Annotated in this window: 13 protein-coding genes and 1 pseudogene; 6 read left to right on the forward strand and 8 right to left on the reverse strand. The window is 57.9% G+C overall.

Features of this window, described 5'->3' with window-relative positions; genetic code table 11:
- Positions 1-34 precede the first annotated feature (34 nt).
- From ACN0XM_RS08555 to ACN0XM_RS08565, 3 genes are read left to right on the forward strand one after another with little or no spacing between them, the layout of a single operon-like run.
- Complete coding sequence (locus tag ACN0XM_RS08555; RefSeq protein ID WP_417566505.1) at positions 35-790, forward strand: 5-oxoprolinase subunit PxpA; 756 nt, start codon at positions 35-37, stop codon at positions 788-790.
- A complete protein-coding gene (gene pxpB, locus ACN0XM_RS08560) occupies positions 787-1,521 on the forward strand; it encodes a 5-oxoprolinase subunit PxpB (RefSeq protein ID WP_417566506.1) in 735 nt (244 codons plus the stop codon). The genes ACN0XM_RS08555 and pxpB overlap by 4 nt, the downstream gene beginning before the upstream one ends.
- A complete protein-coding gene (locus ACN0XM_RS08565) occupies positions 1,518-2,504 on the forward strand; it encodes a biotin-dependent carboxyltransferase family protein (protein ID WP_417566507.1) in 987 nt (328 codons plus the stop codon). Before pxpB ends, ACN0XM_RS08565 begins: the two co-directional genes overlap by 4 nt.
- Here the strand turns inward: ACN0XM_RS08565 and ACN0XM_RS08570 are convergent.
- The 5 genes from ACN0XM_RS08570 to ACN0XM_RS08590 form a co-directional block, all read right to left on the reverse strand.
- Positions 2,450-3,490 carry a threonine aldolase family protein gene (locus tag ACN0XM_RS08570; RefSeq protein ID WP_417566508.1) on the reverse strand — a complete coding sequence of 347 codons (1,041 nt, stop codon included), beginning with the start codon at positions 3,488-3,490 and terminating at the stop codon, positions 2,450-2,452. The two genes, ACN0XM_RS08565 and ACN0XM_RS08570, sit on opposite strands and share 55 nt — an antisense overlap.
- Before the next feature lie 133 nt (positions 3,491-3,623).
- Positions 3,624-4,325, reverse strand: a complete 702-nt coding sequence (locus ACN0XM_RS08575) for a crotonase/enoyl-CoA hydratase family protein (RefSeq protein ID WP_417566509.1) — start codon at positions 4,323-4,325, stop codon at positions 3,624-3,626.
- 252 nt (positions 4,326-4,577) lie between these two features.
- The gene (trxC, locus tag ACN0XM_RS08580) at positions 4,578-5,021 is read right to left on the reverse strand and encodes a thioredoxin TrxC (protein ID WP_417566510.1); all 444 of its coding nucleotides are present in this window, start codon (positions 5,019-5,021) and stop codon (positions 4,578-4,580) included.
- A gap of 63 nt (positions 5,022-5,084) precedes the next feature.
- Positions 5,085-5,468 carry a DUF2750 domain-containing protein gene (locus tag ACN0XM_RS08585; RefSeq protein WP_417566511.1) on the reverse strand — a complete coding sequence of 128 codons (384 nt, stop codon included), beginning with the start codon at positions 5,466-5,468 and terminating at the stop codon, positions 5,085-5,087.
- 47 nt (positions 5,469-5,515) lie between these two features.
- Positions 5,516-6,325: a CPBP family intramembrane glutamic endopeptidase gene (locus ACN0XM_RS08590; protein WP_417566512.1), complete on the reverse strand. Its 810-nt coding sequence runs from the start codon at positions 6,323-6,325 to the stop codon at positions 5,516-5,518.
- Between the two features lie 192 nt (positions 6,326-6,517).
- On the opposite strand from ACN0XM_RS08590, the gene ACN0XM_RS08595 reads away from it, so the two are divergent.
- The 3 genes and pseudogenes from ACN0XM_RS08595 (at position 6,518) to ACN0XM_RS08605 (ending at position 9,480) form a co-directional block, all read left to right on the forward strand.
- Positions 6,518-7,354 (forward strand): type II CAAX prenyl endopeptidase Rce1 family protein, encoded by an 837-nt coding sequence (locus ACN0XM_RS08595; RefSeq protein WP_417566513.1) that lies wholly within the window; start codon positions 6,518-6,520, stop codon positions 7,352-7,354.
- 2 nt (positions 7,355-7,356) lie between these two features.
- Positions 7,357-8,562 carry a serine hydrolase domain-containing protein gene (locus tag ACN0XM_RS08600; RefSeq protein WP_417566514.1) on the forward strand — a complete coding sequence of 402 codons (1,206 nt, stop codon included), beginning with the start codon at positions 7,357-7,359 and terminating at the stop codon, positions 8,560-8,562.
- Positions 8,563-8,642: 80 nt separating this feature from the next.
- Positions 8,643-9,480: pseudogene (locus ACN0XM_RS08605) on the forward strand (DUF2860 domain-containing protein).
- A gap of 28 nt (positions 9,481-9,508) precedes the next feature.
- On the opposite strand, the gene ACN0XM_RS08610 reads toward ACN0XM_RS08605, so the two are convergent.
- From ACN0XM_RS08610 to ACN0XM_RS08620, 3 genes are all read right to left on the reverse strand, one after another.
- Positions 9,509-10,303, reverse strand: a complete 795-nt coding sequence (locus ACN0XM_RS08610; protein ID WP_417566515.1) for an SDR family oxidoreductase — start codon at positions 10,301-10,303, stop codon at positions 9,509-9,511.
- A 20-nt stretch (positions 10,304-10,323) separates the two neighbouring features.
- Positions 10,324-11,373 (reverse strand): mechanosensitive ion channel family protein, encoded by a 1,050-nt coding sequence (locus tag ACN0XM_RS08615; protein ID WP_417566516.1) that lies wholly within the window; start codon positions 11,371-11,373, stop codon positions 10,324-10,326.
- A 77-nt stretch (positions 11,374-11,450) separates the two neighbouring features.
- Positions 11,451-13,007: a BCCT family transporter gene (locus tag ACN0XM_RS08620; protein WP_417566517.1), complete on the reverse strand. Its 1,557-nt coding sequence runs from the start codon at positions 13,005-13,007 to the stop codon at positions 11,451-11,453.
- Positions 13,008-13,136: the final 129 nt, after the last annotated feature.

Consider the following 13,136-nt stretch of genomic DNA (forward strand, 5'->3'; position numbering starts at 1 on the left):
CACGGACACGTCTTACGGAGAAAACGAGGTTACTATGACACCTTTGAAGCTGAACGCTGACATGGGCGAGAGCTTTGGCCCCTGGGTCATGGGGCTGGATCACGACGTCATGCCTTATGTCGACCTGGCCAACATCGCCTGCGGCTTTCACGCCTCAGACCCCGATGTGATGCGCCGGACCGTGCGCATGGCCAAAGAGCATGGGGTCAGTATCGGCGCACATCCCGCCTACCCCGATCTGGTTGGCTTCGGTCGGCGCTCCATGGCCTGCTCCGCCAGTGAAATAGAGAACCTGGTGCTGTATCAGCTGGGCGCCCTGGCCGGCATGTGTCGAGCCGAGGGTACTCAGTTGCGCTACGTAAAGCCCCACGGTGCACTCTACAATGACATGGCCAGGGCCCCGGAGATCTTTGCCGCCGTGGCCACCGGGGTTAAAGCTTTCGATCCCGCCCTGCCTCTGATGACCCTTGCGACTCGGCACACAGCCACGATACGGGAACAGGCTGAACAGCACGGCATAACCCTGTGGTTTGAAGCTTTTGCCGACCGGGCGTACGACAGCGAGGGCCGGCTGGTGTCCAGATCCATACCTGGTGCGGTGCACCATGATCCTGAGCTGATCATCGATCAGGCCCGTCGCATTGCCACCGGACAACCACTGACGGCAAGCGACGGCAGCGAGCTCGTGTTGCAGGCCGACACCCTGTGTGTCCATGGCGACAATGCGGAATCCATTGCGGCCGTCCGTCGCATTCGCGACATGCTTACAACCCTGGAAAATGCCTCGTGAGTCACAGTGGTCTGCCGCGGCTGGAGCCGGCTGGCATTGATGGCTGGATGGTCCGCCTGTTCGGCACCATCGAGGAGAACAATCTGCTGTGGCTAACAGCGCTGACTCACGATTGCGAGGCGGCATTCGGCGAGGCTCTGGTCGACCTGGTGCCCTCCTATACCACCTTGCTGGTAATCTTTGACCCACTGAAGCTGAGCGCCTGGCAGGCCCGCCAACGGCTGGTCGATATCCTGGCCCGGCTGGTTCCGGACGATGTCGGTGGCGAAGGGGAGCTGCACGAGCTGGCCACCTGGTACGACCCGAGCGTTGGCCCTGACCTGGAACGCGTTGCCAAACTCTCGGATATGACGGTCGACGCCGTTATCGACACCCACAGCTACCAGGAATACCGGGTCTTTGCCCTCGGCTTTTCGCCGGGTTTTGCTTTCATGGGGCTGTTAGACGACAGCCTCATCTGTCCACGCCTGGACACGCCTCGCCCGAAAGTGCCCGCCGGCAGTGTTGCCATCGCCGGCCAGCAGACAGCCGCTTATCCGGCGGTTACGCCTGGTGGCTGGAATCTGATCGGTCGCACGGCAGCCCGCCTGTTTGACCGGGATCGCGACGGCTTCAGCCTGCTCAAGGTGGGGGATCGGGTTCGATTTGTCGCCGTTGACCAACATACCTTCGAGAACGAGGGCGGCGATCCGACCCCCGTCGCTCCGGCCCGGGAGAACACACGCTCATGAGTGCCAGCACCACCGGATTTCGAGTAACCCGGGCGGGGCCCCTGGCCCTGCTGCAGGACGCCGGACGCTTCGGCGTCCGGCACCTGGGTGTGACCCAGGGCGGCCCGGCAGACCTTCATGCCTGGGCCTGGGCCAACCGGCTGGCCGGCAACGGCTGGGGAACACCGGTACTGGAGATTACCTTTGGCGGGCTTCAGTTGCAGGCGGAATGCGATCTCACCATTGCCGTCACCGGCGCGGACCTGTCGGGCCGGCTCGAAGACCAGCCCCTGCCATTGTGGCGCAGGATCAAAATCGGCAAGGGCGAGCGGGTGGTGTTCGGCACCCCGGCTAAGGGCCTGCGGGCCTACCTTGCTGTTGCAGGCGGGTTCTCGGCGGAGCCGGTACTGGGCAGCGTTGCCTGTGTCGTCCGGGAACAACTCGGCGGCTTTGATGGCCAGGGCCGGCGCCTGGCAGACGGCGATCAGCTGATCATCGAAACACCCGCCGATAAGATGTCGGGCTCTATCGAGGCCGAGACCCCTGAGCAGGAACGACCGGATTATTCAATCCCGGCAATCCTCGATCTGCTGCCCGGCGCCCAGATAGCCGACTTCACTGGTCGCAGCCTGTTCGATGCCTTCAACGCCGAATGGCGGGTCGACGACCGCGCGGACCGCATGGGCGTTCGCCTGACCGGCCCGCTGCTACATTGTCGAATCGACTCCATGATCTCCGAGGGCATATCGCTGGGAGCGGTGCAGGTGCCTCCGGATGGCCAGCCCATTGCTCTGCTCAACGACCGGCAAACCATCGGTGGCTACCCGCGCCTGGGCAACCTGACACCACTGGCAGCCTCAAGGCTGGCCCAGTGCATGCCCGGGCAAAGCGTCTGGTTACGACCGGCCGGCGCGGAACGAGCACTTCGGGAACACCGGCAATTCATTCTTCAGGTTGCAACCCCAACCAGCGACCGGACATCCGCCAGAAAACGGTCCACCTGATGATGGGTTGTTGCCCATGAACACATCAGCCTGGCGCTTCCACCGATGAAGTTGTAAAAGCGCCAGCCCTTGGCCCTCAGCTCCGCCTGAATCGGCTCCGGCATTTCAACGAAAACGCCATTTACCTGCCTCGGGTAGCGCAGCCGGACACCAGGCAGGCCTTCCAGGCCCCGGGCCAGCTGCTCTGCGCAGGCATTCGCGTGACGGGCGTTCTGCAACCAGACATCATCCTCCAACAGCCCGCACCAGGGCGCGGAAATGTAGCGCATCTTGGAAGCCAGTTGACCAGCCTGCTTGCAGCGCCACTCAAAGTCTTCCGCCAGTGCCCGGTTAAAGAACACCACCGCCTCACCAAGTGCCAGGCCGTTCTTGGTACCTGAAAAACACAACACATCCACACCCACTTTCCAGGTAATCTCCGAAGGATGGACGCCCAGCGCCGCCACCGCATTGGCGAACCGTGCACCGTCCATGTGGATGTTCAGCTTGTGCTGGTCTGCCACTGCCCGGATTGCGCGAAGCTCTTCGGGACTGTAAACAGTGCCTACCTCTGTGGCCTGGGTAAGACTCAGGGCCTTGGGCTTCGGGTAATGGATATCAGTGCGCTTGGTGACCAGGTGCTCGATGCTTTCCTGCGTCAGCTTGCCATCTTCGCCTTGTCCCAACAGCAGCTTGGCGCCGTTGGACGCATACTCCGGCCCGCCGCATTCATCGGTTTCTATATGTGCCAGTTCGTGGCAGATGACACTGTGGAACGATTGGCCAATGGAGGCGAGTGCCAGGGAGTTGGCGGCGGTGCCGTTAAACACGAAGTAAACATCGCAGTCGGTATCGAACAAGGCCCGCAAACCATCAGCCGCCCGCTGCGTCCAGCTGTCCTCGCCATAGGCCGGCTCATCTGTGCGGTTCGCCGCTTCCATGGCTTTCCAGGCCTGCGGGCACACCCCACTATAATTATCACTGGCAAACTGTTCTGACTGAGACACAACGCGCTCCTGAATTTACCCGAGGAAAGTCCTCCACGTTATCGGATTGGCAGTTTCTTGCCAACGGCGAGAGTTCGGCAATCAGGAGTAACTGAACCGGGCCAGACAGGCCCGGTGGGTCGGGCGTGAGTCTCTAATGACCGCTCAGCCCCAAATTCGCTGCATCCTGTTCAATGCAACGGTCCAGCAGAGCCAGGTACTCGGCCTTGGCCTTAACCTTGGTCTCCCGGTGCGCCCGCATGTTGAGCGTTTTGAAGTGAGTGGCCAGCTCGCTGGCGCGTTCAAGCAGTTTGTCCTGGGCAACCACTTCATCCAGGAAACCGGCCTCAACCGCGCCCTCGGGGCTGTAGATCTCTGCATTCACCACCGAGCGGTAGAAATGCGCCGGTACCAGGCGATGCCGGGCAATTTCAATGCCGGCATGATGCATGGTCATGCCGATGGCGACCTCGTTCAGGCCCAGCTTGAATGGCCCTTCAATGGCGACTCGATAGTCTACTGACAACAGAATAAACGCACCCTTGGCAATGGCGTGGCCGCTGCAGGCCCCGATCACCGGCAACGGAAACGCCGCCAGCCGGCGGGTCAGCTTGGAGCCCGTGGCGACCAGCGCCGCCGCCTCTTTTGGCCCCTTCTGCATCTCTTTCAGATCGTAACCCGCAGAAAAAATGCCCGGCTGGCCGGTCAGGATAACAACGGCCTTATCTTGCTCTGCACGGTCCAGCGCTGCATTCAGCCCCTCAAGAACCTCATGACTCAGGGCATTGGCCTTGCCGTTACTGATGGCAATCGTCGCAACACCGTCCTTCAATTCGTAACCTACCAGTTCAGCCACTTGTTCTACCTCTCTACCACAAATTAAAGTGAGCGTTTGTTAACTTATCAGATGCTGATTGTGTGTCAGCCCGGCCCGAGTTTCAACAATCTTTGCGACTCTTCGGGGGCCGGCATTTGAGAAACTTTACCCACAGAAACTGTGGATAACTTTGTGGGAAGTGTTCGGATAGGTCCGTTCAGCCCGTCAACCGCACGGGCTCATGGATTATGGCGTTTTAATGACCTACTACGCGTTAATCACCGCAACCTGCTACCGAATACCGTTCGATTGCAGCCACTGGCTGATCTGGGCCTGATTCATGGCACCGCTCTGGCGGGCCACTTCGCGACCGTTCTGGAACAGGGTCAGGGTAGGAATGCTACGAATACCAAATTGGCCAGCCGTTCCGGGGGATTGCTCGGTGTTCAGCTTGGCAAAGCGAACCTTGCCTCGCCAGCCCTTGGCAGCCTCCTCAAACTGCGGTGCCATCATTTTGCAGGGGCCGCACCAGCTGGCCCAGAAATCCACCAGCACCGGCACATCGCTACGCCCTGTGTGAGCGCCAAAGCTCTGGTCTGTCAGTTCCAGAACCTGGTCCGGCCACAGCGGCCGCTTGCACGCCCCACAGTTGCCACCGGAGGCGAGCTTGTCGGCGGGCACACGGTTAACTTTGTGGCAATAGGGGCACACGAGGTGTCGGATGTCGGTTGTCATTGGGTAGCCTCTCTCGATTCTCTGCCATGAATCATCGGGGCACGTCGCCGGAATTCAAGCAGACTAAAACTCCGACATTGCATCCTGCAGATCCCGTTTGAGTTCCTCAGGTTCGGTGATCCAGATGGTTTTATCCAGGCCCGGGAAAACTCCGACGTCCAGGCCATCGTTTGTCAGCCCCGGCACCCATTTCCGGAAAAAGTCGGGCAATGAAATACTTCGGGGCGTCAGATCGTCAGTGCCCTTGGCATAGTCTGCGGCGAACTCTGAGGAAGGCCAGACAGGGAGGTACTCCACGTCGCCGTCGTCCGATGAGATTTTCAGGAAACGATTCTCGGTATTCACCAGAATCCAGACTTCACGCTCCTCGCCTACCTGGCTCAGGAAGTAGTCGTACCGCTCTTCACCGTCCATTTCGATTATCGGGGTAAGTTCATCGCTGTTCATTTCAGGCACACCACTCCAACAGGTTATTTTCGGATAAGTTTCGGAGCCTAACACGGATGCCGCGAGGACCGACGCCCCCTTCCCCAAAACATTACCATAAGCGTCGCCAAGATCAGATTGCCAGCAAGCATAAACGGGTACATATCGGGAGAGAGTCGCAACCACTCACCGGTGAAGTTCATCATTGCGTGAAAAATCAGAACTGCCAGTATGCTTCGCTGGGTGCAGTTATAAACATACACAATCAACAACGTATGGCAGAGGATCATCGGCATCCACCAGTAAAGTTCCGGGTTGAAGGTTGTATTAGCGTAGTACCCTGGAAACCAGACAAAGGGCGCATGCCAGAGAGCCCAAACCGCGCCGTTCACCAGACCCGCCACAACCGGGCTGAAGCGCTGTTGCAGGGCATCCAGGTAAAAACCGCGCAAGCCCACCTCTTCCACAGCCGGGAACACGAAGGACAGCACAAACAGGAACAGCAATGGCCCCGGATTAACAAACAGCAGCCAGTTCGTATCAAGAGGAGCGCCGGCAATGCCCAGGATCTGGGCCAAGCCGGCCATGGCAAGATCGAATGCCAGCCAGAAAAGCAGGATGACCAGCCACCAACGGCCGGGAATGCGGCGCCAGTCAGTCAGACGCCTCCCCAGATCTTTTAGTTGTTCCTTCCCGCCCGTTGCAGCTGCCAGACCAAGACCGGCAACGGCAGGGCTGGCGCCGCCGAGCAAAAACCAGATCAGGTTTGGAAATGCCCAGACCGAGGAATCCGATAGCAGCACCGGTATCCAGAAAAAATAAGCCCACCCCAGATAAACCAGGGGAAACGCTAATAACGGTTGCCTGATCAATGGCACTGTCCTCCGTGGGTCATCGTTCCGGGCAGTATCCCCGCAAGCCACACGACGTTCTTGATATATATCAAAACGCCATCAGATCAAGAGGAAGCTTGGAAGTTCCCGCTTTTCTCGCGGCTGTTGAACTGGGTATGATCATTGCGCAGTGGAACCGGCTCTCTCCTCAGCCATCCACAACATGGACACCCGACAATGCCTTCTGCAGATAGAAGCACGCAACCCGCTGCCATTCCGTTTCGGTCGATAATCCTGTTTCTTTCGCTGACCTTTGGCATCGCCTGGGGAATCCTCGCTGCCTTCATCTTTTTTTCGGAAACCATGGTTGGTCTGTTCGGTGAGATCACCGGCGAACACCCTCTTTTCTATCTCGCGGTCTGGGCACCGGCGATCTCGGCGTTCGTCGTGATTTTTCGGTGGTCCGGGCGGAAAGGATTGCGCAGGCAGTTGGGGCGCGCCCTGCTATGGCGCTGCTCATGGCCCTGGTACGCGTTCCTGCTTCTTGGCGTCCCCCTGGTGTTCTTTGTGGGTTCGTTCTTCAAGGGCAATCTTTCAGAGGCTACCTTTCCATTCCCGTCTGCGTCATCGTTTCTGGTTGCGCTTGTTTTTATTGCCATTAAAGGACCCATCGAGGAGTTCGGCTGGCGAGGCCTGGCACTCCCCCTTCTGCAACGCAAAATGGCACCGATGTGGGCCGCGCTTGTCATTGGCGTCATCTGGGGCCTTTGGCACACGCCAGCTTTTCTGCTGAGCGGCACCGAGCAGAGCGCCTGGTCATTCCTGCCGTTTTTTACCGGCACCATCGCGCTGAGCGTAATTGTCACGCCGCTGTTTAATGCTTCCCGGGGAAGCATTTTCCTGCCCGCGCTCTTCCACTTCATGCTCATCAATCCCGTCTGGCCCGACGCTCAGCCTTATGACACCTATATTTTCGCGTTGGTTGCCATAGTCATCGTCTGGTTGAATCGCGGAAGCATGTTTACACGCAACTACAGTGTTACCGAAGTCATCCCAGAAAAATCGGGAACTTGATCATGCATTATCGCGGCGGAGTGTTTTTCGGGCTCGGCATCACACTTCTGGCAACTTTACCCTGGTTGACCGCCTGCTCGGCCGGCTACCAAACGGCAACCAATACGTCCCTGGAGGCAACGTTTTCAAATGCAGCGGAGCGGCTTCACGGAGACTATGCTCTTCCCGGTATAACAGCCAGTTACGTGCTGCCAGACGGCACCGGCCACTCGGCAGCTGTCGGTTGGGCCGACGTGGAAAATCGCCAGGCAATGACCGCAGAATCCAGAATGCTGGCAGCGAGTATCGGTAAGACTTTCGTTGCTGCGACCATGGTGTCGCTCGCAAGGGAACGAGCAATTGATCTGGATGCTCCATTATCAACCTGGCTGGATCAGAACACTTGGTTCCAGCGGCTTCCGAACCATCGGAACCTGACTATTCGTCAGTTGCTAAACCACACATCAGGGTTAGCGAATCATGTGAACCTGCCTGCCTTTATCGAAATGGTTTCACAACGTTGGCCGGAACCTGGAAATCCATTCACACCGGAGGTTCTGGTCAGTTTCGTTATGAACTCAGAGGCACTGTTCCCGGGCGGCGAGCAATGGGCGTACACAGACACCGGATATATTCTCATCGGACTTGTCATTGAGGCCATCACGGGCCGAACTTATTACGAAGAGGCTAACGACCGATTTCTCGAACCACTGGGACTGACGGCGACATCAGCATCGAACAAACGCAGGCTTCCGGGTCTGGCTGCTGGGTATGTTGCTGCCGACAATCCCTTTGGTTTCCCGGCAAAAACAACAGATGAGAACGGCGTTATGGTGTGGAATCCCGCGCTGGAGTGGACCGGCGGCGGACTCATCAGCACTTCCCGTGACCTGGCCCAGTGGGGCTCTGCGCTGTTTGGCGGCCAGGCAGTATCGGAGGAAATTCTGAGCACAATGCTCCAGCCCGTGCCGGTCGGCAACGATATGCCCGGGACCTATTATGGCCTTGGCATCACGATTTCCCTGTCGGGTCCGCTTTCACCGGTCTACGGTCATGGCGGCTGGATCCCTGGCTACAGCTCAAGTCTCCGTCACTATGCCGGGAGTGGGATTACCATTGCCTTCCAGGTAAACAGTGATCGGATATCTCACCAAAGCCTTTCTGAAATCGAACTATGCCTTGCCCGCGTAGTCATATCGGGTGGAAAAGAAACCGACTGTGTGCCATGAACGCATTGCCCCCCGATTCGTCACTATTCTGGAGCTTAAGAATGAAAAAATTCCTCGCCCTTCCGGCCCTGTTCATCGCGATGCCTGGCTTCGCGCGATTGGCGCCTCAGCAGGGGTTTAGTGGTGAAGTCTCACTGAATGCGGGGATCATCTCTTCAACTTCCAACTTTAACGTCGATGGTGACCGAACCAACGATTCCCTGGAGAGCAAGGCCGATAGTGAGTCAGAGAGTCTAATCGCGCCGCTTGGCAACGTTGCCTATGCCTTTGGCGAGGGACTGGGACAACAGCTTTACTTCGGCACCACACGGGAAGATATTGCCGACGGTTATCTCCGGAGAAACCTGGAAAAACCCCTATCAGCTAAACACTCCGCGACAAGAGACCGACATCTCGGGCAATGCCTACCGTCTGAAACTCGACAGCATCTCCGGCTCCCACTTCAGTCTGGATCTCGCATACGCCACCACGGATGTCGACGATGATCTCAATGCCGGAACGGATCTGGCTCGCGATGCCGACAGTTACTACGCCAAGGGTAGTTACCGCTTCACTGTGTCGCCGACCAGCTTCGTCTCACCCTCTGCCATTTACATCCAACATGACGCCGATGGCAGTGCCAGCAGTTTCGACGCCTATGGCGCCGAAGTCAGCTGGTTTAATATTCTGGGCAGGCACAGCCTGGTATTGACCGCAGGTTTCACAAGGCGGGACTACGAAAGCGCCAGCACGCTGTTTAATAAAAAGCGTACGGATGATGAGCTCAGTCTGTTTGCAGCCTACGAGTACCCGGAGTTTATGGGTTGGAAGGATTGGTCGTTCATTTCTCTTGCCGGCTATGGCGACACCCAATCCAACCTGACCTTCTACGATGAATCCTCATACCTGTTTGCGGTAGGGCTGAACTATAAGTTCTGATCAGGCCGTGAGGCTGATCGGCTGAACGCTAGGATCTTGCCCGAGCCATGCGGAACAGTGCCTCTGGTGAAACCCGCTTGATCCAGAGCGCGGCCATTTCCCTGCCCTTGCCGACCGGAATTTCCCGCTTCTTTGCCTGAAGGCCTTTGAAGACAACCTCGGCGCATTCGGTTACATCCATACCGCCGGCAATGTCTTCGTCTACCTCGCCAAAGGCCGATCCATCGCCAGCCAGAGCATTACGGGAAATATCGGTGCGAATAAACCCCGGAGTAATGGTGGAAACCTGCACACCCTGCCCTTCAACCTCAGCGCGCAGGGCATCGAAAAACCCCATCACCGCATGTTTGGCAGCACAATAACCCGTTCGCATTGGCGCACCTATCTTGCCGGCAACACTGGAAGTCACCGCGAGGTGCCCGGCACCACGTTCCAGCATATGAGGCAGTACGGCTTTGGTGAGGGCAATCTGGCCCATCACATCCACGTCGATCAGTTTCTGGTAGACCGCCATATCCGTGTCTTTGCACAGGGAGCGCTGGGAAACACCGGCGTTATTAATCAGCAGATCCAGGGCGCCAAAAGAATCCAGCACGGTCTCAACCGCAACGGGGAGGGAGCCCCAGTCCGTCACATCCAGGGGCAATACCAACACCTGATCAGCGGCAAGCCCGGCATCACGGCAACGAGCGGCCACACGCTCAAGCTCGCTCTCACGCCGGGCGGATAAAACAAGACGGGCGCCATCCTGTGCAAATCGCAAGGCAAGCGCCTCGCCAATGCCGGCGGATGCTCCGGTAATCCAGACAGTTTGTGCGGGCATGACAGTTCCTTTTGAATCCTTCAGCTTTCAACCAGGCGGGCCCTGAGGCGGGGCAACTGGGACGGGTAGTTTTCCTGGATAAAGGTTACCAGGCCCTCTCGAACGGCACACCTCAGATCCCAGTTTGCGCTGGAGTTCGAAGCGCTCATGAGAAACCGGACCTGCATGGCCTGGTCATTGGAGTCGGTAACCTGCACCGTTGCCAGCGCGCCATCCCATAGATTGGATTGCGCCAGCAATCGATTGAATTCCTGCCGAAGCGGTTCTACCGGCATGGTGTAATCAACCCAGATAAAGACGGTTCCCAGCAGTTCAGCGGAATGTCTCGACCAGTTCTGAAACGGATTTTCGATAAACCATTGCAACGGCACAACCAGTCTCCGAAGGTCCCAGACCCTCAGGATGACATAGGTGGATGTAACCTCCTCCACCCAGCACCATTCCCCTTGCACGTGCAGCACATCGTCTATGCGAAAAGGTTGAGTCAGGGCAATCTGCATACCCGCCAGCAAATTGCTCAACACAGGGCGGGCCGCAAACCCGAGAATCAAGCCGCCGACACCCGCCGAGGCGAGCAGGCTCGCGCCCATGTGCTGAACCGATTCAAACGTCATCAGCGCGGCGCCAAAACCGATGATCACGATGAGAATATTCAGGGCCCGAACCAGGAAACGGGTTTGGGTTTCGACCTTGCGGGCGCGCTTCCACTGCCCCTCAAGCACCGGATTGAGGGCGACAATCACGTCACCAATGGCAGAGGTCAGCCGAACCGCCGCCCAGGTGATGGCGAGAACCAGCAACAAAGTGGTTACGTGTTGAAGTGCTGCTATCAAGGGCAGATCAGCTGGAGCGGCCTTTAACGATCCTGTCAGCGCCAGCAGACAGAACACCACACCGAGAGCCCGGGCAGCGGCGTCCAGAAACAGCCTGAGCACCGTTCTGGACTCGGAGAAATGGCGAAAAACGGCCAGCGCCAGCCGGAAGATGACATAGGTGGCCAGTACCGCGAGGATTGCCGAAAACCCGGGCCACAACCATGCCTTGAAACCAGCCTCAAACGCTTCCGCCATCAGCCCTCCGGTGCTCTGTTATTGAACAAAACGGCAGAACAGCCAAAATCCCGCGGGCTGTTCTGCTCTCTGGAAGACTATACCAGCCCTTGCTCTCTTGCCATCGCCATCGCCGCTTTTGGCCCGGTCCAGAGCGAGGGCAGGATAATCAGCGACACCGGAATCGCCGTCAGCACGATGAACTGCTGCAGCACGCCAATCTGGCCAGCTCCCATATACAGGAGAATGGCCGCCATCAAAGCCATCGCGCCGCCCCAGAACACGCGAATCCAGGGGCTTGGCTCATCGTGGCCTGCACCGACCATGGCAATGGCATAACTCATGGAATCGCCTGTGGTGGCGACAAAAATGGTGGTGAGTAGCAAAATCGCCGCCGCCATCCAGGTACCGCCAGGCAACGCTTGCGCTACCGTAAGTGTCGCAACATCAAAACGGAAGTTGTTCAGGGCAGCTGTCAGATCAATCGTACCGGCCAGCTGGTGATATATGCCGGAACCTCCAAGCAGCGTGAACCAGATAGTGGTGGCGACTGGAGCCAATACGGCCACCGCCAGAATCATCTCCCGCACAGTCCGCCCCCGAGAGATCCTTGCGACAAATACTGCCATTAATGGGGTATAGCCAATAAACCAGGCAAAGAAGAAAACCGTCCACCATTTCATCCACCAGTCTGGCGCGGTCTCTGCCGTCATGGTTGCCATGGCGAAGAATGAGGTGACGTACTCACCCATGGACTGGGTATAGGTATTGGTCAGAAACAGCGTCGGGCCGAAGACAAAAATCACTGCCGCGATCGCCAGGGCCAGCAGCACGTTTACCCGGCTGAGAAACTGAATACCCTTGTGCAGTCCGGTCATGGCCGAGGTCATGTAAATACCGGCGAGGATCGCCAGCACCACCAGTTGGGTGCCATAACCATCGGGCACTCCAAACAGTTCATGCAAACCAAAACTCATCTGGGTGGCGAGAAACCCAATCGGGCCGACTGTGCCTGCTACCACCGCAATCACGCAAAACGCATCAATTACACCGCCGAGGCGGCCCTGAATCACCTTCTCACCAAACACCGGGTAAAGGAGAGTTCGGGGCTGAAGGGGTTTGCCCTGACCGTAATGAGCCCGGGTCAGAACAAGGGCGGTGAGGGAACCCAAAACGGCCCAGGCCAGGAACCCCCAGTGAGTGAACGACTGAGCCATGGCTGGGGCTACGGCCGCCGCGGTCCCGGCTTCGGTATCAAAGGCCGGAGGCGTGACCACAAAGTGATAAACCGGCTCACCGGCAGCAAAGAACACGCCACCGCCAGCAAGCAGCGTACACATAATCATCGACAGCCAGCGAAAGCGTCCAATCTCCGGGCGATCAAGACCACCCATTCGAGCCGCGCCCGCCCGACTGAGGGCCGTACCGATTGCGATGAAAAACGTCAGTAGCAGCAGAAGCTGAAAGAAGGACCCCATATAGGTCGCTGTCCAGGCAAAGCCATGGCCGATAAGATCGGCAACGTATTGACTGTTCACAACAGAGGCACCAACGAACAGCAGAATAAAGCCAATTGTGAGTACCAGCACTACCGGGTCGCTGTCCGCCAGGGCCCCGGATTTGGCCCGCGGGGCGGCTTGGGATTGTACGGTCATAAGATCTGCCTCTCGAAGAAAAAGCCGCGCACGCTACAGGAAATGCCGCGATCATGCACGGGTAGCCGATAGTCAGTTACACGTGGTCTGATGGAATGCGCCAACGTATGATTAGCTATCTACCTTTCA

The organism is Marinobacter sp. (assembly GCF_048269445.1).
Lineage (GTDB): Bacteria > Pseudomonadota > Gammaproteobacteria > Pseudomonadales > Oleiphilaceae > Marinobacter.